Origin of the sequence: Collinsella aerofaciens, from assembly GCF_019131995.1 — a bacterium.
Classification (GTDB): domain Bacteria; phylum Actinomycetota; class Coriobacteriia; order Coriobacteriales; family Coriobacteriaceae; genus Collinsella; species Collinsella aerofaciens_S.
The window spans coordinates 1-23,214 of record NZ_JAHONA010000029.1 but is presented as its reverse complement, the minus strand read 5'-3'; the positions used below and the strand labels follow the sequence as shown (position 1 = coordinate 23,214).

The 23,214-nt window shown below is 58.7% G+C and carries 13 protein-coding genes; 7 read left to right on the top strand and 6 right to left on the bottom strand.

What is annotated here, in order from left to right:
* Positions 1–2 precede the first annotated feature (2 nt).
* Positions 3–2,447 carry an HAD-IC family P-type ATPase gene (locus KSY82_RS08540; protein ID WP_217750931.1) on the bottom strand — a complete coding sequence of 815 codons (2,445 nt, stop codon included), beginning with the start codon at positions 2,445–2,447 and terminating at the stop codon, positions 3–5.
* A 356-nt stretch (positions 2,448–2,803) separates the two neighbouring features.
* Here KSY82_RS08540 and KSY82_RS08535 point away from each other — a divergent pair, with 356 nt between their 5' ends.
* The gene (locus tag KSY82_RS08535) at positions 2,804–3,937 is read left to right on the top strand and encodes a hypothetical protein (RefSeq protein WP_217750932.1); all 1,134 of its coding nucleotides are present in this window, start codon (positions 2,804–2,806) and stop codon (positions 3,935–3,937) included.
* A 58-nt stretch (positions 3,938–3,995) separates the two neighbouring features.
* Here KSY82_RS08535 and KSY82_RS08530 read toward each other — a convergent pair whose 3' ends face one another.
* The 4 genes from KSY82_RS08530 to KSY82_RS10630 all read right to left on the bottom strand — a co-directional run bounded on the left by KSY82_RS08530 (position 3,996) and on the right by KSY82_RS10630 (position 9,468).
* On the bottom strand, positions 3,996–7,247 hold the full coding sequence (locus tag KSY82_RS08530) for an ABC transporter ATP-binding protein/permease (RefSeq protein WP_217750933.1): 3,252 nt from the start codon (positions 7,245–7,247) through the stop codon (positions 3,996–3,998).
* 253 nt (positions 7,248–7,500) lie between these two features.
* A complete protein-coding gene (locus tag KSY82_RS08525; RefSeq protein WP_254881776.1) occupies positions 7,501–8,472 on the bottom strand; it encodes a TlpA family protein disulfide reductase in 972 nt (323 codons plus the stop codon).
* A gap of 29 nt (positions 8,473–8,501) precedes the next feature.
* On the bottom strand, positions 8,502–9,404 hold the full coding sequence (locus KSY82_RS08520; RefSeq protein WP_254881775.1) for a 4Fe-4S binding protein: 903 nt from the start codon (positions 9,402–9,404) through the stop codon (positions 8,502–8,504).
* The gene (locus KSY82_RS10630; protein WP_254179316.1) at positions 9,397–9,468 is read right to left on the bottom strand and encodes a CD1871A family CXXC motif-containing protein; all 72 of its coding nucleotides are present in this window, start codon (positions 9,466–9,468) and stop codon (positions 9,397–9,399) included. The genes KSY82_RS08520 and KSY82_RS10630 overlap by 8 nt, the downstream gene beginning before the upstream one ends.
* Positions 9,469–9,615: 147 nt before the next feature.
* On the opposite strand from KSY82_RS10630, the gene KSY82_RS08515 reads away from it, so the two are divergent.
* The 4 genes from KSY82_RS08515 to KSY82_RS08500 all read left to right on the top strand — a co-directional run bounded on the left by KSY82_RS08515 (position 9,616) and on the right by KSY82_RS08500 (position 17,051).
* Complete coding sequence (locus KSY82_RS08515; RefSeq protein ID WP_217750935.1) at positions 9,616–10,308, top strand: response regulator transcription factor; 693 nt, start codon at positions 9,616–9,618, stop codon at positions 10,306–10,308.
* Entirely contained in the window at positions 10,305–11,456 is a 1,152-nt protein-coding gene (locus tag KSY82_RS08510; protein ID WP_217750936.1) for a HAMP domain-containing sensor histidine kinase, read from the top strand. Before KSY82_RS08515 ends, KSY82_RS08510 begins: the two co-directional genes overlap by 4 nt.
* 67 nt (positions 11,457–11,523) lie before the next feature.
* On the top strand, positions 11,524–12,528 hold the full coding sequence (locus KSY82_RS08505; protein ID WP_217750937.1) for a helix-turn-helix domain-containing protein: 1,005 nt from the start codon (positions 11,524–11,526) through the stop codon (positions 12,526–12,528).
* Between the two features lie 155 nt (positions 12,529–12,683).
* Complete coding sequence (locus tag KSY82_RS08500) at positions 12,684–17,051, top strand: hypothetical protein (protein WP_217750938.1); 4,368 nt, start codon at positions 12,684–12,686, stop codon at positions 17,049–17,051.
* A gap of 112 nt (positions 17,052–17,163) precedes the next feature.
* Here the strand turns inward: KSY82_RS08500 and KSY82_RS08495 are convergent, their stop codons facing one another.
* A complete protein-coding gene (locus tag KSY82_RS08495; protein ID WP_217750939.1) occupies positions 17,164–18,180 on the bottom strand; it encodes a DUF4352 domain-containing protein in 1,017 nt (338 codons plus the stop codon).
* A 467-nt stretch (positions 18,181–18,647) separates the two neighbouring features.
* Here KSY82_RS08495 and KSY82_RS08490 point away from each other — a divergent pair, with 467 nt between their 5' ends.
* Together KSY82_RS08490 and KSY82_RS08485 are read left to right on the top strand one after the other, a co-directional pair.
* Positions 18,648–20,645 carry a DNA gyrase/topoisomerase IV subunit B gene (locus KSY82_RS08490; RefSeq protein ID WP_055309971.1) on the top strand — a complete coding sequence of 666 codons (1,998 nt, stop codon included), beginning with the start codon at positions 18,648–18,650 and terminating at the stop codon, positions 20,643–20,645.
* Between the two features lie 45 nt (positions 20,646–20,690).
* Positions 20,691–22,931: a DNA gyrase subunit A gene (locus KSY82_RS08485; protein ID WP_217750940.1), complete on the top strand. Its 2,241-nt coding sequence runs from the start codon at positions 20,691–20,693 to the stop codon at positions 22,929–22,931.
* Positions 22,932–23,214: the final 283 nt, after the last annotated feature.

Genomic DNA, 23,214 nt, shown 5'->3' with positions numbered 1-23,214 from the left:
CCCTAGAACAGACTGCTCGAGCGGGACAGGTAAACCCGCTTGATCGTCGAAACAACAACAAGATACAACACGCTCAGCAGTGCAACGATGCCCAGATACCACATGGGCAGCGTGACAAGGCCGAGCAGTTGCGCGGCAGGACTCAGCGCGAGAAGGGCCGAGGCGATAAGCATGGTGGTGACCATTATCACGAGCGGACGACACGGCCGGTCCCCGTCGCGAACGTTCCGCGCTCGCAAGACGAGGAGCACGAGCGATTCGGTCCAAGCGCACTCCAGTAACCATCCGGTCTGGAAGGTCGCGATAAAGGCCGCCTGGCCCGCAGCACTCAACGTGACAAAGGACCCACCGCACACCGCGGGGCAAACGCCCAGGAGTAAAATGGCAAACGTGATGATGTCAAACGCCGAACTCGCGAAGCCAAAGTGAAGCATAAAGCTGCCGAGGCCCTTGCCCGACCATGCCTTGGGACGGGCGATCTCCGCATCGTCGACGTTATCCCACGAGAGCGCCAGGCAGGTGGCGTCATAGCACAGGTTGAGCAAAAGCAGCTGAGCGGCGGTTGCCGGCAAAAACGGCAGGAAGATACTCGAGGCGGCAACCGAGCAGATATTGCCAAAGTTGGAACTCGACGCGATGCGAATGTACTTGGAAGCGTTGGCGAACGAAGTCCTGCCTTCGCTGACGCCCTCGGCGACCACGCCCAGGTCGCGCTCGAGCAGTACCAGATCGGCAACCTTTTTGGATTCCGCTGCCGCCGAGTCCACAACGATGCCGACATCTGCCGACGTAAGCGCCGGCACATCGTTCACACCATCGCCGATATAGCCGACCGTATGGCCAGAGAGTCGAATGAGACTGACAACATGAGCCTTTTGCGCGGGCGTGAGCTCGGCAAACACACGAGTACGCCCCACGCGAACAAGCGCCTCGGACTCCTCCATGGCATCGAGCATGCTGCCGGTGATAACGCTATCGGCAGGAATGCCCAGGCGCGAACAGGTTGACCGGGCAACCGAAGCCGAGTCGCCGGTAAGCACGCGCACCTCAACGGAAAGGTCGGACAGCGCGCGCACGGCGGCGCGAGCGCTTGCCTTGGGCCGATCGAAAAAGCCCAAAAAGCCGCAGAGCACCAGGTCACCCCAGTCCGAAGACGTTGTGCTGTAGGCAACGGCGAGGACCTTGATGCCGTCGGCACGCATGTCCTCGGCAACCTCATAGGCGCTCTGGCGGCCCGCGGCGTCCATGGGGACGAGTTCCCCTTTAAAGTTGGCCCAGGCACAACGAGCGCAAACACTCTCGACCTCGCCCTTTACGATGGTCAAGTGATTGCCAGGGCGAGTCTGCAGCCCCAGGCAACCAAGCGCCCCAGGCATGGCATCGAGCTTAACGCCCGAAGCCTTGGTGACGTGGTCGAAAGGATCAGATGCGTGCAGGGTAAATGCGCCTGCGAGGTCTTTGGCGGCGAGACGCAACTCGGGCGCGGCGCACGCGTCGGCAATGGCCCGGTTGAGCTGGTTGGCGGCCGCCCCCTGGCTCGTACTCTCCAAATACGCCAGGTTGAGCGTTTGCTCGCTTTCGTTGCCCAGGATATCGGTATAGTACTCGAGCACCGCGGCGTCCTCGGTGAGCGTGCCCGTCTTGTCCACGCACACCACGTCCATGGAGCCCAGTGATTCCATGGCGTCAACGTTTTTAACAATGACCTGTTTGTTCTTAAGGCGATGCGCGCTGCCCGAAAGGCACACGCTTGTGACGACTGGCAGCATCTCGGGGACCAGGCCAACGGCCGTGCCCAGGGCAAACAGCAGGGCCTGCGGCCAGTCGCCCAGCACAAAACCTCGAATCATAATGACAAACGGCAGCACGATGAGCATGCACCTCACCAGGGCGGCACAGATGCTCCTGGCACCAGCGCCAAACTGCGTGCCTAGCCGAGCGCGCCGCGGCGATGTGGGCGGCTCCTCGGAAACGCGAGCGTGAACGGTTGCCGAAGCCTTTCCGTCAATGATGGTCGTTCCAGCACGGACGGCCTCCCCTTCTCGCTTGACGGTCTGACCGCTCTCGCCCGTAAGCGACGATTCGGAGACAAGGATGTGGTCGCCCTTGGCAAGGACCGCATCGACCGGGCAGAGCATACCGGCATACAGGCGAATCACATCGCCAGGCACGAGCTGGTCGGAATCGACTTGAATCCAGCAAGCGTCGACACGTTTCCAAACGGCCGCATGGTTCGCCTTAAACATGTGCCGGTCGAAGCTGCGCTTGGCTTCGTTTTCGTAGAACAGGCGCACCAGGCCGCCGACCAGCCACATCAAAAACAGCACGGCAGGTGCGAACACTCCTGTCTGGCCTTGCGCCTGCGGTACGACGTCGACCAAAAAGGCCAAGCCGGCAAGTGCAAGCAGCAGCGACGAAAACGGATTAAAGAACGATTTTTTAATCATCGAAGCCTCTTTCTAGCATGGCTTCGATTGTATCCGAGGCGTATACCAGCATCCCCGCCCCAGACCTTGCGACTTCCTTGCTTTTACGCGTGACAAAGTTTTGCTATTGCTCACTTGCGCCGCACTTGGGATGCAGGGTAAACAGTGAAGGAGCTGCAGAGCAGGCCTACGCTCCAGTTGCCGCTCAAAAACGCCGTGACCACGTCGCAGATATCCTTGCTCGCGCTCATCTTGGTTGGGGACATCGGCCTTCTGCTCATTGCGGTGAGTATCTTGCTCTATGCTCTTATCCAACGCTAGCCCAGACTGACGCGCCCCGCGCGCCGCAACGACCGCCACGACACCAAGGACCGGCAATGGCTACACTTTCCGAACAAGAACGCAAGCGCATCCGGCGATACTGCATCTACCCCAAGATTGCCGGTGCGGCGCTTGCCATGGCATTCGTGCTGCCATTTTTGATCATTCCCTTCGAAATGATTGACGACATCGTCTTTCATCACGAAGGCTTCCAAGAGACGGGTATGATGACCGCCCTGGTGCTCACCGCCATCGAGCTCGTCATATTCTGCTACTGCACGCTCGCGCCACGCTTTGGTATGCGCGGCAAGCAGTGGAAGAAAATGCAGCGCCGACTCGTCGTCGAGCAGACCGAGAAAGACCGCTCGGCACAAATCGCAGGCGTTGTCGGTACGCAGGCCGCCGCGCGCTTACTCAAGAACAGCGACAACGAGACCGCACGCAATCTGGGCAGCGCGGCAGAAGTCGCCGCTGCCGTAGGCGCCGTTGCCACCGCAGCAGACGTGCTTACCGAGAGCTTCGCTAACGCAAAGGCCATGGCGGAGGCCTGCGGCTTGCCTATCCCCCGTGCAAAAAAGTGGATCATCGCGCTTGTGGCGCTACCCCTCGCAATCGTATGCGGTGCCTATATCCCGCAGCTGGCGCAGGGAAACACCGAGATGCAGGAGAACGCCGCGGCCGCGGCCGAGCAGATCGCCATCGCCCGCAAGACGTTAGAGCCCGCATGCGAGTACGTGTCTGCCGATGACCCTTACGAGCGATATCAAGATTACGGCTATCACGTCCGCGGCTACTTGCACGACGGCGACTCCGATACCCAGAAGACCTATACGTACCTGGATTTCGACAACAAGGGAACGCTCAAGGAAGTGAGTTACGTAGCAGAAATCGACCCCGATGCGAGCCTTGAGGACAACCTCGCCCGCATCGAGCTCGACTTTGACGAGCTTTCCTCTGTCGTCCAAACCGCAGACGTCAAGACCGTGAGCCCCGAGCTCCTAGCACCGCAAAAGCTCCCCGAAGAGTTTAGGCAGGCTTTCTTGAACGGTTCGCTCTACGAGAGAATCTCCATCAGGACGAGCGACGACCCCGTCAAAGCGTATTACTCGTTTGACACGGATCCCGAGGACGAGTTTGACGAGTACACCCATCCAAGCATCCGTATCACGTTGATGGGTAAAACGAGCTAGGCGCAGGAGGGGGGCTGCCCCTTCCCCCATGTGGCAAAGGGACAGCCCCTTTGTCACATTATTCCGAGCGCAGAGCCTCTACGGGGTCTTTCTTAGACGCGCTGCGGGCCGGCAGCAAGCCAGCGACGACCGTCAGCACCACCGAGATCGCGATGAGCGCCAGCGCATCCTGCACGGGCAGGCTCATCAGATTGGGTACCTGCTTGGCAGCAAGTGCCCAGGCATTAACCGGAAAGCTCACAAGCACCACGACGACAATGGCAAAGACGCCGGCGATGAGGCCCTCGATAAAGGTCTCGGCATTGAATACGTTGGCCACGTTGCGCTTCGACGCGCCGATCGCGCGCAGGATACCGATCTCCTTTTTGCGCTCCAGCACGCTGATGTAGGTGATGATGCCGATCATGATGGAGCTCACCACCAGGCTGATACTCACGAATGCGATGAGCACCAAGCTGATGGTGTTCACGATGTCGGTCACCGAACCCATGATGATGCCCATGTAGTCGGTGTACGAGATTGCCCGCTCGTCGTGGCCGGCGGCTTTGACCTGCTTGTTGTACGCATCGATATGGTCGAGTACGCGCTGCTTGGCCTCAAAGTCACGCGGGAAAATCTTGACCGAGATGGGGTCGGCCTCATCCGCATAGCCCAACGTGGTCAGATTGTTGTCGTAGGTGAGCTTCGACGCCTTGGCGTAACTCATCATGAGCGAGCTCAGGTCCTCGGCGTCCATGTTGAAGTGAACGGCATTGGCAAAGGCGCTCGCATCCACGTGCATGGCGCTCGCCAGGCTGGCAAAACTCGAAGACATCTGCGTCGCCATCTGGTCCATGAGCCCCGCCGCGCCCGCCTTAAGCTGGGACGATACGGTCGTCGCAATCTGCTCGCTGATTGTCTTCATCACCTGGTCCATAGCCTGCTGCAGATACGGAGCCAGCTGCTTTTGCACATAGTCGGTCATCGCCTGCTGCAGGCGCTCGGCCAGGGCATCGCCGCCGAGCGCTTTGAGCTGGGCCAGGATTTGCTGGGCTGCCGTATCACTCTCAAGATACGTCGAGAACGCGGCGGCAAGCTTTGACGCGTCCTTAAGATCATCGGGTGTCAGCGCCTTAAACTGATCAGACTGCAAAAAGCCCTCAAACAGCTGGTTGGCCAGCGTTCCCACCTGCTGCATTTGCTCGGGTGTGAGCTCCAGGCCGTCAAAGATACCCGAGAAATCTGGAGTTGGCGCTTTTGCCATGATGTCGCTGAAGTCGATGTCCTTCCCAACGCCCGAAAGGTCAATGTCCAGCCCGGATAAGTCGATACCAGAAAGGTCCATGCCGCCGGCCGCACCCGAAAGCGCAGACGCATCGAACGAGAACGCGCTCTTGAGCGCCGCCTCGTCCACACTGAACATGCTGCCCAGATCCACACCTTGTTTGGCCTCGCCTTGCAGCTCATCGAAAGACTTGCCCGTAAAGACATCCGTCTCGGGGTGGGCAAGCTGCTCTTGCACAATCTGCGAATCGGCGGCGCGCTCCATAAGCTGGCGAGTCAGAGCATGCGTATAGGCAATGCCCGGAGACAACGCGCTCGCGTTGGCGGTCTCGTTAGGTCGCACCACGCCCACAATGTGCACGTCAATACCGTCGGCAACCTTGGCCGTCATAAAGTCGGCGTCGCCAGACATGTCAGTCCACATGCCGGTCTCTTCGTTTTTGCGATAGGCATCGGCCGGCGACAACACCTTAAACGTCGTGGACAGCGCATCGTCGTAGGTAAAGTCGGTGCCGGTCTCGGGCGTTTCGACCCCACCGTCGGCCGCCATGGCGCTGTTAACCAGGTCATTGAGCTCATCAATATCCAGCGCACCGATGCTGTAGAGCGTGTAATCGCCCACCGTGCCACGGCTCGAAAGCACCATCACGGCTTCGTTGGCGGACGTAGGCCAATGGCCAGCGACGACATCGTACTGGCTGTCGAGCAGACTCTGGTCGTCGATCATCTCGTTAAAGACCGAGGTTCCCATGGATTCCATGCTCACCGTTGCCGCCGAACTTGCGCCTCCGCTCATGGCCTCGGTCATAGCGTTGGGCACCAGCCGGACGGGCTTCTCGTCACCCTTACTCGAACGATAGACAACTGGCGTCACGCCGTAGCCATACTGGATGGCGTTGACCTCTTTGTCGATACCATCGCCGCCGTCGTCAAGCCATGCCTTAAAGCTCGTCATGTCGTTGGACTTAACGCTCGCAAACATATCCTTTACGGCCGTGACCACGGGAATTTTATCGGTTCCCTTAGCTTTGCCACCAGTACCGTCGGATAAATCCTCGCCGTTGGACGCCTCGTCATCCGCAGCCCCCTGTCCGCCCATCATGGACGACAGGTCGTAATCCTGCTTGGAAATGGTGAGCGGGTAGCTCGAAAGCGTATCCTCCTCGACCTTTTTGATGTAGCCGTTTACGCCGTTGGACAGCGCCAGAATCGCCGCAATGCCGATAATGCCAATCGAGCCCGCAAAGGCCGTCATGGCCGTGCGACCCTTCTTGGTCATAAGGTTGCGGGCAGAAAGCCCCAGCGCCGTCACAAAGCTCATCGAGGTTTTGCGCGTAGGCTTGGCCTCGCGGCGCGTGGCGTCAGCGACATCGAAGGGATCGGAATCGTCGGTGATCTTGCCGTCCGCCAGGTTGACAATGCGCGTGGCATATTGGTACGCCAGCTCGGGATTGTGCGTGACCATGATAACCAGGCGGTCGCGCGCCACGTCCTTGAGCAGATCCATGACCTGTACGGATGTCGTTGAGTCCAAAGCGCCGGTCGGCTCGTCTGCCAGCACGATCTCGGGATCGTTAATCAGGGCGCGGGCGATGGCCACGCGCTGCATCTGTCCGCCCGATAGCTGGCTCGGGCGCTTGTTAACGTGCTCGCCCAGGCCGACTTTCTCCAACGCCTCGCGCGCACGCTGGCGGCGCTCGGCATGCCCCACGCCCGTGAGCGTAAGCGCCAACTCCACGTTTTCCAAAATGGTCTGATGCGGAATGAGGTTATAGCTTTGGAAAACAAAGCCGATGCGGTTGTTGCGGTAGGCATCCCAATCGCGATCGAGAAAATCCTTAGTCGAAATACCGTCGATCAGCAGGTCGCCAGAATCGAAATGATCGAGCCCGCCGATAACGTTGAGCATCGTAGTTTTGCCCGAGCCCGAGGGACCCAGAATGGCCACGAACTCGTTATCGCGAAAAGACAGGCTTACGCTGTCGAGCGCCACCTGCGTAAACGACTGCGTAACGTATCTTTTGCAAATACCTTTGAGCTCCAACATGGACGGCAACCTCTCCCACGCGGGCGCACTCGCCCACTCTCCCCCGCCGTTCGTATTCGACGCGTTTGTCCTACTCTATCCCCATTTTTCACCGACACCAGTGAGGAATGTAGGGAACCGCGCCAAAAAACGAACGGAACGGCACCCAAAAAAGAGGCCCCAAGTGGGGCCTCTATATGGTGGAGATTATCTTGAAAGGCAGCGGACTACTCCGCACAGCGACACACGATCCTCGCGATGCTTTACGTGTTTTTTACTGCTCGCTATTCGCAATCGCCTGGTCAATAAGCTTGTCGAGTGCTGCGCGCTGCTCGGCGGAGCTGATGGCTCCCACGATTGGATCCCCTACGACGTTGCCATTCTGATCGATGACATACGTCGTCGGGAACGAGAACAAATTTGACGTAAACTTACCGGCCTCGCTATCCGACTTGAACCAGACGTTCTTATACGTCACGCCCTTCTTGCTCAGCACGTCCTTGGCATCTGCAATCTCGCCCTTGTTGCCATCGAGCGTAAAGGAATTGACGCCCACGACCTGGCCGCCCTTCTCGGCAAGCTCCTGATTCAGCTTCTCAAGATCGCCCAGCTCGCCCACGCACGGCTTGCAAGTGGTGAACCAGAAGTTCATGACGGTGACCTTGTTCTTAGAGAACAGCTCGTCGCTGTTCACATCGTTGCCATCCAGGTCTTTGCCCGTAAAGCTGGGGAACTTCGTCGCCTCGCTCGAAGCATTGGCACCAGCCGTCATGCCAGCGGTCGAAGCGTCGACGCTCTCGCCTGCACTCGGCGTGCTTCCACAGCCGGGGAACTCCTTCTCCAGGCTCTCGAGCTTGTCCTCGATCTCCTTAATCTGCTGTGCACCGGCCTTGAGTGTCTTAAGCTCATCCGCCGTGAACTCATCCTTGGCGCCGTCGATGGTCTTGAGCAGATAATCGCCGTAATTGCTGCCGTCCTCAATCATTGCCGAGTCTTTATTTGCCGCATTGAATACCTTTTCCCACAGCGCGTTATCACTCGAAAAGATCTCGTTCTCCTTTTGCATGAGCTTCGCATACAGCTCGGCAGCCTCGTCGGCATTGGTCGGCTTCTGCGCAGTGAGTTCTGCGATCTTAGGATCGGAGCCCGCAGATTCGCTCGCATTGCCACCAGGCGCCGAACACGCCACAAGACACAAGGCCAGCACCGGCACCATAAACAGGGCCGCAATCTTAGAAAGCTTCATAGTCATTCCTCCGTTTTGTCGAAGCTTGTTTACTTTTTATCGGCGGTCAAGGGGAGCTTTTCCGCCGACACATCCAGGCCATAGCGATAGCTGATGGCATCGACGGGACAGGCCCCGATGCACTTTCCGCACCGGATACATTCGGCATGATTGGGCGCGCGGACCACATCAACGTCCATCTGACAAACCTTTGAGCACTTGCCGCACGAGACACATTTGCATGCGTCAACCCGAATCCCCAGTAGGGACACCCTATTCATAAGCGCATAGAATGCACCGAGTGGACAAATCCATTTGCAGAAGGGGCGGTAGAACAAAACACTCAGCACTACCACGGCAATGAGAACGGCAAGTTTCCAAGTAAAGAGATGTCCCAACGCAGATCGAATGCCGGCGTTGGCAATGGCCAGTGGAATGGCGCCCTCGAGTACGCCCTGCGGACAGATGTACTTACAAAAGAACGGGTCGCCCATCCCCACATCGTTGACCACCAAGACGGGCAGCAGCACCACGGCAAACAGCAGCACGACGTACTTGATGTACGTGAGCGGCTTGAGCTTTTTCGTGGAGAACTTTTTGCCGGGAATCTTGTGAAGCAGCTCCTGAAGCCAGCCAAACGGGCACAGAAAGCCGCATACAAAGCGTCCCAGCAGCACGCCGAGCAAAATGAGCGTACCGGTGACGTAGTAAGAAAAGTTGAACTTGGATGAACCCACCACCGACTGGAACGACCCGATGGGGCACGCACCCGATGCCGCGGGGCACGAATAGCAATTAAGTCCAGGTACGCAGACTGTTTTTCCCGCGCCCTGATAGATGCCGCCTTTGGCAAAGTTTGGCAGGTGAATATTGGTGACCAGCGTCGCCGCCGCCTGAATGAATCCGCGAAATCGGGCCAAAACATGCGACGCAGTGTTTTCTCTTTTATCCAATTCCGATACACTCCAAGCACAGCCTAATCGCTTTGGCCAGCACGGCATCCGCCTCGCCACGCATAACGCCAAAGCACACCATGGCAATTCCGACGATCAACAAAGCGACCTGTACCACGGGTTTTACCGCTTTGAACAACACGACCACTCCTTTCGTTACGCGACCATTGGACCATATCGACTATAAAATCCGTGTTAAGCGCGATTTGGAATGTGCAAGGAGACTGTTATGCGTATTTTGATCGTCGAAGACGAGCGAGCACTGTGCGATGCAATCGCGCGCAGTTTGCGAAACTTGGCGTACAGCGTCGACTGCTGTCACGATGGACAGGAGGCGCTCGACCTGCTGGGCGTCGAAGTCTTTGACCTCGTGGTACTCGACCTCAACCTTCCCCGTATCGATGGCATGACCGTGCTCAGGGAACTTAGGAAAACTGACTGCGAGACTAAGGTACTGATTCTGTCCGCACGTGGCGAAGTATCAGATAAAGTCGCCGGACTCGATGCCGGCGCCAACGATTACCTCACCAAGCCGTTTCATCTGGACGAGCTTGCGGCAAGGATTCGCAGCCTTACCCTCAGATGCTTTACACAAAGCGACATAGTTTTAACCTGCGGAAAGCTCCGCTTTGACACCAAGGCGCGCATCGCTTCCGTGAACAGCGAGGCTTTATCTCTTACGCGCAAGGAAACGGGAATCTTGGAATACCTGATGCTTAATCAGGGGCGTCCGGTAAGTCAAGAGGAGCTTATCGAGCACGTTTGGGATAGCAGCGTGAACAGCTTTAGCAACGCAACCCGCGTTCATATTTCGTCGCTCCGAAAAAAGTTGCGCAGCGCTTTGGGATACGACCCGATTCGCAATCGGATTGGAGAGGGCTACGTTATGGAGGATAGCGAATGAAAAGGCTTTCCCTGCAATGGCGCATAACGATTATGACGGCACTGCTCACGTGTGCAGCATGCGTGCTGACAAACTGCCTGGTCGGCTATACGGGCATGCGCTACATGGATGCCATCGGCAGTAACATCTCGGCCTTTAACGCAACCGGCGAAGATTCGCCCCAGGCGTTCGACCCAACGAAAGCGACCCCCGATGACAAGGTCACGATCGTCGTAAACGACGCACAAGAGTCTTTTGGCACGACAACCTGGTACATCACGGCTGGAGTCACACTCCTTGGCGGCGCGCTGGCATACTTTGCGAGCGGCCGTGCACTCAAACCGCTACGGGCTTTTGCAGCCCAGGTTGAGCGTGTGCAGCCTGACAACCTAAGCGAAATCAGACTCAGTGAAGATGTGCCCACCGAGCTACAGCGATGCAGCGCCTCTTTCAACGACATGATCGCCCGTCTTGGCGAAGGGTTCTCTGCGCAGCGTCAGTTTACCGGCAACGCCGCACACGAGCTGCGCACCCCGCTCGCCCTTATGCAAGCACAGATTGAACTATTCATCTCCGAGCGCTCCGGTCTGCAACCCGAAACAGCCGAGCTGCTCGGCCTGCTACAAGAACAAACCGAGCGCATGTCTCGAATGACCAAGGTATTGCTCGAGATGAGTGAGCTCCGCAGCGTTCCTTGCGAGGACGCTGTTGAACTTGGTCCCTTGTCCGAAGAGGTCCTCACCGACCTTGCGCCGCTTGCCGAGAATAAGGACGTAACCCTCGATTGCGCCGGAGACGCTTTGACAATCGGAAGTGATACGCTCCTCTATCGGCTGGTGTTTAATCTGGTCGAAAACGCCATCCGTTACAGCCGCTCCGGCTCGACTGTCAACGTCTCCATCAGCGGCAGCGACAGCCACGTGCTCCTGCGAGTCAAAGATGAGGGCCCGGGAATACCCAAGCAGTACCGAGAGAGCATCTTCCAGCCGTTCTTTCGTCTAGACAAATCCCGCAGCAGAGCATACGGCGGCGCAGGACTCGGGCTAGCGCTTGTTTGGGAGATTGCAGCGCTTCACGGTGGCACGGTAGAGGTCGAAACAAGTTCCGAGAACGGAACCACCATGCTCGTAAGCCTTCCAAAACGATCCGCAGCGTTAACCGAACAGTAAAACGAGAGGGGTCCCGAGCAACAGGAGTACAATTGCTGCATTGTTGCCACCTGATGGGAGATGGAAGATGGACTGCGATGGCTACCCGCGCATTCCCATGCCGTTGATGTGCACTGCCTTTGTGCCGGGGCAGATTGACGCTGCGGTTGCAGGCATTTCCGACCCCGATTCGCGCACCATCGCCACGGCAGAAGCGCTGTACTTTCGCGGACAGGCCACCCTCGCTGCCAAGACGGCACGACCCTATCTTGACGCCACCGACCCCGCACTGCGCTATTCCGCATGCCTTATCTGCGGATATGCCAGTCTGTCGCTCAATCGTATCGCCGATGCCCGCCGTTGCCTTGCGGGCATCCTCGATACGCCAACTGACGAGGAATCGCCCGCCGTCCACGCAACGCATATCCTATTCGCCTCCGCCGCGAGCGTCCTGCTGCACTTGCCTTCCCCGCATTCCGCCGAAGAGTTTTATCCGCTTGCGGCGCATCTGCCCGAAGGCCTGCGCCTGTTCGCCAGCTACGTGATGGCGCACGCCTTGTATCTGCGTGGCGAATACGGCCGCAGTCTGGGCATGGCGGAAAATGCCCTGATCATGAAACAGGGGAGTTATCCCATCTCGGAGCTGTTCCTGCACCTGTCGGCTTCCATGGCCTGCATGAGCCTCAAGGACATCGACGCCGCAAAGGCACACTTCGGAGCCACTTGGAACATCGCGCGTCCCGACGGCCTTATCGAACTCATCGGCGAGCACCACGGCCTTTTGCAGGGGCTTATCGAGGCGTGTCTAAAAACGCAATACCCTGACGACTTCGCACGCATCATCGAGATTACGTATCGATTCAGCTACGGCTGGCGGCGCATCCACAACCCCGATTCGGGCGAGGACGTGGCCGACGATCTAACGACCACGGAATTCACCATGGCCATGCTCGCCTGTCGCGGGTGGACCAACGCCGAAATCGCACGCCACATGGGAGTATCGCCGGGCACCGTCAAAAACCGCCTATCCGGCGTATACGCAAAGCTTGGCATCGGCACACGCGCCGAGCTGGTCGCGCATATGTTGCGTTAGCAACCGGGCTGCCAAGCGCATCGAACGCGTTCCGGAACCCGGCGCTTCGCTCAATTAATTTGGACATTTTGACTCTTGAACGGCACTACCGCCACGGGGCACCTTCTCGCAAAATTGGATTATTTCCTCCGATATTTGCGGGATGGGAGCCCAAAATGCTTGATCGCCGTTCGTTACTTATCGCCGGAGCATCCTCGCTGGCAGGCATCATGCTGCCTCGCGTGCCGGGCAGCGCAAACGCCTTCATACTGCCATTCATCCCCACCGAGGCCTATGCCGACGAAGAAGACCCCTTCAAGGTGCTCGTTCTCTCGCGCACCATGTTTGGTGTGGTCGTGGTCGACGTCGCCAACAAGAATATGCCCATCAAGGGAGCCCAGGTCACGCTCGCGTCGCGTTATGCCGCGGGCAAGCAGCTCTCCGCCACTACCGACGACGAGGGCACGGCCATCTTTGAGGTCGCCCCTCTTTCGGAAGGCTACGTGGACGAGGCAACGCTTCTCGACGCGTACGACTTTAACGGCGGCATCTCCATTAGCATGGCGGGCTACCGTGATGTCGAGATTCCCCTTGCACGTATCCAGGGCGGCACCGCCATAACCGCGCCCACGCGTCCGCTTTCCGACGGCGAGCCGTACTTCCGCCAGCTCACATTCGACGAATGGGACATCCAGTACGCTGAAGACACGTTCATGGCATTGCCAAAGGACGACACGGCAAACGAACAGCCCGATACGCACGCCTTTACCGTGCAGGCACATCTACCACAGGGTGGACAGGCAACGCTGCGCATCAACAAAGTAGCGCCTGCCGCGGGCAGCTCACCCGAAACCGTCACGCAGATTGGCCAAGTCAAGGCCAGCGCATCGGACGCGGATAATCTGGCGACGTTCACGCTCGAAGACACGTTCCTCGATGCGGCACCGGGCCTTCTGGAAGAAGGGTGCAAGCTGCGCTTTATCCTCGACTACCAGGGCAAAACCTACACGCTCTCATCCCCTATGGCCGTTGTTACTGCGCCGGCCGCAAAGGCGGAATCGGGCTCGACCACTATCGTCCCCACTACCATGGACCAAGAGGTCACTCCGTTTGATTTCCCAGCGGCGTTTCCCGGCATCGGCGGCAATAAGTTCACGTGCTGGATTCCCTCGTTCCCCATTTTGTTCGATTTCTCGTTTGCCGGGTACGTGCTGTTTGGCGGAGGATACAAACCAGCCAGCTACATGAACGATTCGGGCAACCCTGATCCGGAATACTGGAAGAAATCGCCACGTGAGTCGGGCGCCAAGCAGGCAAACCGCTACCTCGACGAGATGGAGGGGAAGTGGAATCAGTACAAGAGTATGAGTGCCGGTTCGGGCACCGATCCAAGAAACACCAAGCTCCTTCGCCACCATTGCACGCTGCTGTTCACGATGGATATCGCCACACAGCTGTACGGCTCGCTCGCCTACGATTGGGTGGGCAAAACCTGGGGTAACAACAACGACCCCGCATACGGCAATATTAAGGCCCTCTTCCAGGTAAGAACCGACCTCAATTGGACCGAGCAGTTTACCCTAGGACCGGTGCCGTTTTTCCTAAACGTCAACCCCTGGGTGCTGGCGAAGCTGGCGCTCGCCGTGGGTGCCCACACGCACGGCAGCGGCGCGGCATTTTTTAAAAACATTTCGCTCGACTATTCAAACACCTCGGGCTCGTTCACCATCCAGATCGGGCTTGCCGTCACCTTTGGCGCCGGCGTTGCAGGCGTCGCTTCGTCTGCCGTACGCGGCGCCGCGTCCCTCACGCTGTTCATTGGGTACGAGAAGGCAGATGGACACCAGCTTCCGCGACTGCGCGTAGGTGCAGACGTCGATGTCGATGTGATACTCCAGTTCGTAATGTTCAAGTGGACCACCAAGGCTTGGTCGGGGTCGTGGCCCACACTCCTCGATTCGTGGAATATGTCGGTGAACAATGGCAACCAGTATGTGCTCCAGCGCTCTGAGCTCGCATTGGGTGGGGATACGCCTTACACGTTGGATGCCCGCTTCGGCACGCCCGACAACATCAAGGCGGGCGGCGTGCCGCAATTTATCGCATCGGCCACCATCGTCACCAACGCCGAGCTGCTCGCACGCGCCGAGGTTAAGGCCACTGCTGTAAACGTCGCGTCTGTCGTGCGCGATTGGGATCAAGCGGTCACGCGCATTGAGCTCGAGGCAGATGCAGAAAGCGACGACACGGGACAGATCGAGCATTTCGTCCATGCACTGATAGAGAACGGCGAAAACGCCGCGCCGATGTACGAGTACACCTATATCGGGCAGGCGACGAACGCCGTTGCGGACCCCAACGCCAATTCTGCCGGCGTATCGGAGGACGAGCGTGGCGGCATCAAGCCCTCGAGCGACAACGTGCTGTTTACTGGCGTGCTCAGCGAAGCTCACATGAAGTTGGCAATGATTGCCGGCGTAGAATGCCTGTTCCGTATCGCCTCGGTGCGCTACGGCGACAATGGCCGCTCGCGCCTGGTGGTACACACAAAGGCAAACGGCACGTGGTCTGCCCCCACGCCCGTGGACTTCCCCCTTGGCTTTGGCGAGGGCGACGTGGAACGCGACGGCATATACGATTACGACTTCGACGTGGTGGAATATACGGACGGAAGAGGAAACCAGGACGCCTACGTGCTGCTGGTCTCGGGCGAGCGCCCCGCCGGCGACAACACCCTTTTCGATGCGGCGAGCACATCCGGCATACTGTCCGTTGTGCGCCTGCGCATAAGTAATAGCGAAGTTCGCGTGATATCGCACACGTCGTGGCGCAGCATCTCGCGCGGGCGCCTGCAGGAGGACGGTTACCATTGCCTGCAGTGCCCGCGCATCACGGTGGGCAAGACGCTGGTCGACGGACGCCTGTCGGGTGCCTATCTCCACCGCCGTGGAAGCACCGCAGAAAAGGCGCTCGGCAGCGAGGCTGAGGTTGCGCTGGAGTGCTTTACCCTGTGGTCGGACGTTTCGGGCGACAGCCTGACGTTCCGCCAAGTTCTCCGCTTTCCACAAGCACCGTCGAGTATCGAGCTGGGCGAGCCCGAGAATATCAACGGCAAAATGGTGGTGCCCGTTGCGTACGAGACTGCAGACGGTTGCGGCTGCGCATCGTACGCCGTGATCGGCCAGTCCATTGCAGGCTGGGGCGTTATGCCACCAGACGCCACGGTACCCCGTGCGGTGCCGTGGCCACAACATTCGGGCTTTTTGGCAACCGTCAACGAACAACTGCAGCATATCACTTGGACGCGAGACGCATCGGCATTTGCAACGCAGCCTGTGGGTGCCGCAGGCTGTGGCCCGGCATCGTTTAGCGTAAGCAACAACGGCAGGTGCGTGCTCTATGTAGAGAACACCGATGGCAAGGTGGGACAAACCTACGACGAAGAAGGCAACCCGGTAGCAGTGATGGGCAAGCACTTCCGCATCTTCGCCAGCACCTTGGCAGGCGATCTGTTCACGGAGCCGTTCGTGATGTGCGAGCTGGACCATCCCGTCGATCAGATAACGACATTTTTGACGTCGGGAGGCATGCTCTCCGCGCTCGCCACGCACATTGTGAGCGCGGAGAAGAGCGAGGCAGAGCTGCACGGCATCGAAGTGCCTTTGGTGGCGTGTGCCACTCCGACGGGCGCGGTCGCTACCCCGGGCGCGGTGGTGCCCGGAGCAGCAGGCGAATCCTTCATGGTCACGGTGCGAAACGACGGTAACACCCTGCTGACCGCCGGCACGATCGATCTGTACCGAGAGGGCTCCAGCCAGCCGTTCTCCAACGCATCCATCGGATTCGGAGCGAACGCGCGCATGGCTTCGATCTACGATCCAGAGCTTGCCGAGGATACTTCGGCCAACGACATGGCGCACGTGAAGTACGCGCTCGAGACGCTGGGGACGCGTTTTGCAACGCACCCGCTGGTAGCCGACAACGGCAACGCCGTGCTGGCACCGGGTTGCACGGCACAGTTCCGTATGAGCTTCGCCATCCCCGAGAGTTGGAGCGACGAAGTGGGCAAACGCGTAACGCTGTATGCGAAGGCGCGTAATCTGGTGGCGCTCGATCCCGTAACGCTCGAGGAAATTCGACCGGGCGCAAACTCGGCGCTGGGTGCCGTACTGCACGAGCTTCATGTGTCCGACGCGGCATGCGAACGCTCAGAAGTTCAGGTCGGCGTATGCGACAGCGCGGATACGACAGGACTTCACGACGCCCCGATGACGGTCGACGGCGATAGCGGCACGAGTGGAGGTGGCTCCGGCGGAAGCAGCTCCGGTGGCGGCAGTGGATCTGGCAGCGGCAAGGATCACGGCAATAACAAGCGCTCCGGAAAAGCGGGCGCGCTTGCGGGCACGGGCGATGTCAACGCTCCCCTTACGGCAGCCGCAGCAGCACTCGCCGCAGCTGGTGCCGGCCTTGTCGCCTACAGCACCCGCCGCACGGCGCTCGAAACCGACACCGCCAATGAGGCCAATTCGGATAGACCTCGCTAGCCCCTAGTTACTTTTGTGAGAGACGCCGACTCGGCTCATCGAGCACCAAAAAGGGCTGGCCCCGATAACTCTGAGCCAGCCCTGAGTCGCCTGACACGGGAATCGCAGTCCGCTACTTGAGCTTCAGTGCCTCCATCATGGGCACGGCAGCATCCCAGTCGATCTTCCAGCCGATCGACACGCGGACGGTTTCACCCGTTGCGGGAGCCGTCGCAAACAGCGTATGACCGTTGTCGGGACCAGTAAAGCGCAGCCACGTTACGCCGTTGTACTCGACCTGGTCGGTTGTTGTCTCCTTGCCTTCGTAGACCTGCTCCAGGCTTGCAACCTCTTCCTCCGGCGAACGCGGGAAGATACTGATGTGCAGGCGTCCTCCAGTCTCGTCGTGGAAGAAGTCTGCCTTTTCGTGCTCTTCGTTGGACGAATCCAGCGTGTACCCATCGGCGGCCTCGATACTGTACGATGCGCAATCGATGCCGGTCATATTGGCCGCGTCACCAGAATCGGCCACACCGCCGGCCGCCTTGAACTCCTTGGTCTCGCACCCCGTGGTGTCAAAGTGCATGGCCTCATGATTCTTGGCGGGGGCGTAAGCATCTACGAACTCGACAGTGATGGGCCCGTAGTACGCCGTCTTGGGCGCCCAGAAATACACGTACTCAACAGTCTCGCCCGGACCGATATCTGGCCTCTCGGAAAGATCGGTGCCCTCGTGAAGCTCATCGGGAGCCTCGCTTGCAACGTAATCGAGCACGGCCGCCTTGCCGGAAGTAAACAACGGGTCGCCTGCCTCGAGATCGCCCTGGGCAGCATGCACGTTAAAGGAGTCAAACGTCCTGTTCTCTGCATTGTTGTTGGTGATCTTGACGTGCAGGTAAAAGCCGTCCTGCAGCTTAGCGTCGCCGCGATAGAACGTACCGTGAGCCACCGACTCATAGGTAATGCCTGCCACCTCGACCGTCTGCGAATCATAGGCCTTGGCCTTCTTGGACTTCTCCTGCACAGGTGCGCTCCCGCCCGAGCCACTTGGCGCATTACCGCCGCAGCCGGCAAGTGTACACGCCAACACAGCCGAAAGCGTCACGGTGGGAATTCCTAACAGCAGCTTCCTTGTCACGGGCTTCATCATCCTCACCGCTCCTTTCGGCTTGCCGCTCATCCGTTGCCCGAATCGCAAGTCGACTCCGTGGCATCGGCTTCCACTATGAGTGTATGGCAAGAAGCAGCGCCGGCGAAGTGACCCGTGGCCCAACTAGCAACCGCCCAGCATCCCCTATGGACCAAAAAGACTCATATACGCACGCCCTCGGCCCATAAAACGAGACGCCTGTCCCAATGTTCGATTCAAACCAACAATCCGCATGGCACGTTTTTGACAAACGCATCCAACCGCAAACGCAGCAGGACGCATTCGACCGTTTTCAAACTTACCCGGACAGAACCGACTCGGTTTTGTCCGAGTAAACGCTGTTCCACCAAATTCCGAACGATTGTTCGATGGATTTCGTGTTGGTTGGAATCGCCCACGGGCTGGGCTATGCTACCTTGGCTATCTATATGACTTAAACGCAGCAAAGGAGCACCGAGAGAGCGAGTATGGCAAAAAACACCGCAAACTATGGTAACGACAGCATCCGCCAGCTCAAGGACGAGGAGCGCGTACGTCTGCGCCCCGCTGTCATCTTTGGCTCGGACGGACTCGATGGCTGCGCGCATGCCGCCTTCGAGATCCTGTCCAACGCCGTTGACGAGGCGCGCCAGGGCTACGGCAAGCTCATCACCCTTACCGCCTTTCGCGATGGCTCTATCCAGGTAGAGGACAATGGCCGCGGCTGCCCGCTCGACTGGAACCCTTCCGAGAAGCGCTTTAACTGGGAGCTCGTCTTCTGCGAACTCTACGCCGGCGGCAAATACAATAACAACCAGGGCGGCGACTACGACTTCTCGCTCGGCACCAACGGCCTGGGCTCGTGCGCGACCCAGTACGCTTCCGAGTACATGGACGTTACCGTCTGGCGTGACGGTAACAAGTACTCCTTACACTTTAAGAAGGGCAAGGTTGTCGGCGCCAAGAAGAAGGCACTCGAGATTGAGCCCAGCGACGAGAACCGCACCGGCACCACTATCAAGTGGCGCCCCGATCTTGAGGTCTTTACCTCGATTAGCATTCCCCACGATTGGTATCGCGAAACCATGCGCCGTCAGGCCGTGGTCAACGCTAACGTGACCTTCCGCCTGCGCATCGAAGGTGACGATGGCGAGTTTTCCGAAGAGGATTTTTGCTATCCCAAGGGCATCGAGGACTACGTGCTCGAGAAGGTCGGTACCGACTACCTTACCGAGCCCTTCTTTATCGAGGCCGACCGTCGCGGTCGCGATCGCGAGGACCTGCCCGATTACAACGTAAAAATCACCGCGTGCATGTGCTTCTCGCGCACCTTCATGATGCAGGAGTACTACCACAACTCATCGTGGCTCGAGAACGGCGGCTCACCCGAGAAGGCGGCCCGTAGCGCTCTGACCAGCGCCATCGATGCCTACATCAAGCAACAAGGCAAGTACAACAAAAACGAGAGCGGCATTAAGTGGCAGGACGTCCAGGACTGTCTGGTGCTGGTGACCAACTGCTTCTCCACCCAGACGTCCTACGAAAACCAGACCAAGAAGGCCATCAATAACCGCTTTATCCAGCAGGCCATGACGGCCTTCTTTAAGGAGCGCCTCTCGACCTACCTGATCGAGAACAAAGACGCCGCCAACAAGATCATGGAACAGGTGCTCATCAACAAGCGCTCGCGCGAGAACGCCGAGAAGACGCGTCAGAGCATCAAGACCAACCTGCAGCAGAAGACCGACATGGCCAACCGTGTGCAGAAGTTCATCGACTGCCGCTCCAAGGACAAGAGCCGCCGCGAGATCTACATCGTAGAGGGCGACTCGGCAGCAGGCGCCATTCGCACCTCGCGCGATGCCGAGTTCCAGGGCGTTATGCCCGTCCGCGGCAAGATTCTCAACTGCCTGAAGGAGGACTATCCGCGCATCTTTAAGTCCGACATCATCATGGACCTCATGCGCGTGCTGGGCTGCGGCGTGGAGATCAAGGACAAGCGCATCAAAAACCTTGGTGCCTTTGACCTGGACAACCTCAACTGGAACAAGGTCATCATCTGTACGGACGCCGACGTCGACGGTTACCACATCCGCACGCTCGTGCTCACCATGCTTTACCGCCTGGTGCCCACGCTTATCGACGAAGGTTACGTGTATATCGCCGAGTCGCCGCTCTACGAGATCAACTGCAAAGAGAAGACCTACTTTGCCTACACCGAGCTCGAGAAGAACGGCATCCTCAAGGAGATTGGCGACCAAAAGTGCTCCATCAACCGCTCCAAGGGTCTTGGTGAGAACGATCCGGACATGATGTGGCTCACCACCATGAACCCCGAGACGCGCCGCCTGATCAAGGTGGAGCCCGAGGACGTCACCAAAATGGAAACCATGTTCAACCTTTTGCTTGGCAACGACGAGGCAGGCCGCAAGCGCCATATCTCCGAGCACGGCAAGGAATACCTGGACCAGCTGGACCTGCAGTAGCAGCAAATCGATAACGACGGCCCATAAGAAGTTCAAGAGGAAATCGTGGCAAAGAAGAAGACGAAGAACCAGCCAAAGAAAAAGCAGGTCAACGCCGAGAACGTCATCGGCCTGCACTCCGAGGTCACCGACCAGCCGATCACGCAGACGCTCGAGGTCAACTACATGCCCTACGCCATGAGCGTCAACGTCTCGCGTGCATTCCCCGAGATCGACGGCTTTAAGCCCTCGCACCGCAAGCTGCTCTACACCATGTACAAGATGGGCCTGCTCAAGGGCGAGCGCCAGAAGAGCGCCAACATTGTGGGCCAGACCATGAAGCTCAACCCGCACGGCGACGCCGCAATCTACGAGACGATGGTGCGTCTGGCAACCGGCAACGAGGCGTTGCTCGCACCGTTCGTTGAGTCGAAGGGCAACTTTGGCAAGTACTATTCGGGCGACCTGAGCTACGCCGCCTCGCGTTACACCGAGGCCAAGCTCTCCCCCATCAGCGCCGAGATCTTCAAGGACATCGACAAGGACCCGGTCGACTTCGTCGACAGCTACGACGGCGCCATGAAGGAGCCGCGCCTGCTGCCCACCACGTTCCCCAATATCCTCGTCTCAGCCAACAAGGGCATCGGTGTCGCCATGGCGTCCGACATCTGCGGCTTCAACCTCAACGAGGTCTGCACCGCCACGATGCACTACCTGCAGGATCCCGACTGCGACCTGCTCGAGTACATGCCCATGCCCGACTTCTCGACCGGCGGCGAGATTATCTATCGCCGCGAGGAGATGGAGAAGATCGTCGAGACCGGCCTTGGCAGCTTCCAGATTCGCTCCCGCTGGCGTTGGATTCCCGAAGAGCGCATCATCGAGGTCTACGAGATCCCCTACACCACCAAGACCGATGTCATTATCGAGCGCATCGTTAAGCTCTCCAAAGAGGGCAAGGTCAAGGAGATTGCTGACATCCGCGACGAAACCGACCTCTCGGGTTTGCGCATCGCCATCGACCTTAAGCGCGGTGTCGACCCCGACAAGCTCATGGCGAAGCTTTATCGCTCGACCACGCTGCAAGACTCGTTCTCGTGCAACTTCAACGTGCTGGTCGACGGCTACCCCCGCGTTATGGGCGTGCGCCAGATCTTGCACGAGTGGGTCAAGTGGCGTATTGAGTCCACGCGTCGACGCATTAACTTTGACCTGGGCAAAAAGTCCGAGCGCCTGCACCTGCTGCACGGCCTCGAGGCGATTCTGCTCGACATCGACAAGGCGATCGCCATCATCCGCGGCACCAAGCTCGAGGCCGAGGTCGTGCCCAACCTTATGAAGGGTTTCGACATCGACGAGACCCAGGCCGAGTTTGTTGCCGAGCTTAAGCTCCGCAACATCAACGAGGAGTACATCCTCAACCGCACCAAGGACATTGCCAAGCTTGAGGGCGAGATTGCCGAGCTTGAGGAGATCCTCTCCAGCGAGGAGAACATCAAGAAGGTCATCAGCGACGAGCTGGCCGCGGTCAACAAGAAGTACGTGATGCCGCGCCGCACGGGCAGAATCGAACCCCATGAGGTTATCGAGGTAAGCTTGGAGCCCGAGGTCGAGGAGTACCCGGTCACCATCATGCTCTCGCGCGACGGCTACCTTAAGAAGATGACGGACCGCGTGCTCAAGAAGGCGACCACGCTCAAGTACAAGGACGGCGACAGACCCTTTATCGAGTTCCCGTCCTCCAACACCCACGAGCTGCTGGTCTTTACCAACAAGAGCCAGGTGTACAAGTGCAAGGTCGCAGCGTTTGAGGACACCAAGTCGGCCCAGCTGGGCTCGTACCTGCCGACCGATCTTGAGATGGAACCCGACGAGAGCGTCATCTGGGTCATCGACCCCGAGGACTACAAGGCCGACGTGCTATTCGTCTTTGAGAACGGCCGCGTGGTGCGCGTCGCGCTTTCTGGATACGTCACCAAGACCAACCGCAAGCGCCTCAAGAACGCCATCTACGGCGGCAGCAAACTGCTGTATGCACAGGTGCTCAAGGAAGATCGCGACATCGCGCTGGTCTCGAGCGACTATCGCTTGATGAACTTCAACACGTCGCTACTCAAGACCAAGACGACAACCAACACGCAGGGCGTCCAAGCCTTTACGGCCAAGAAGGGCCGCTCGGTCACCACCGTCGGCACAACCGAGGAGATTCTTGGCGCCGGCGTCTCGGCCGAGAAGTTCACCGCACAGAGCCTGCCTTCTGCCGGTGCCCTCATGAAGGAAAACGACATGCCGAGCCTGTTTGACTAACAGCCGTCTGGCCGGTTCCGACAGCCCAGCCCCCTTGAAACGCAGCAAGGCCCGAATGGTTCAAATGGGTTGATTTCCGATCTCAGCCGAACACATTGAGCAAATAGGCCATTCCCGCAGTTAGCTGAACGCCCCCGCGGCCCCTCCTGGGGTCCGGGGGCGCCGTTTTCCCAGTTGAAGGAACGGTGGAGATGTGTTTCGATGGGTCCGGTGGCCATGCTCCGCCCTCCGCCCGGCACCTCTTCCCAGACTCAGCCGGACGGCCGGTCCGTCTATTCCGTTT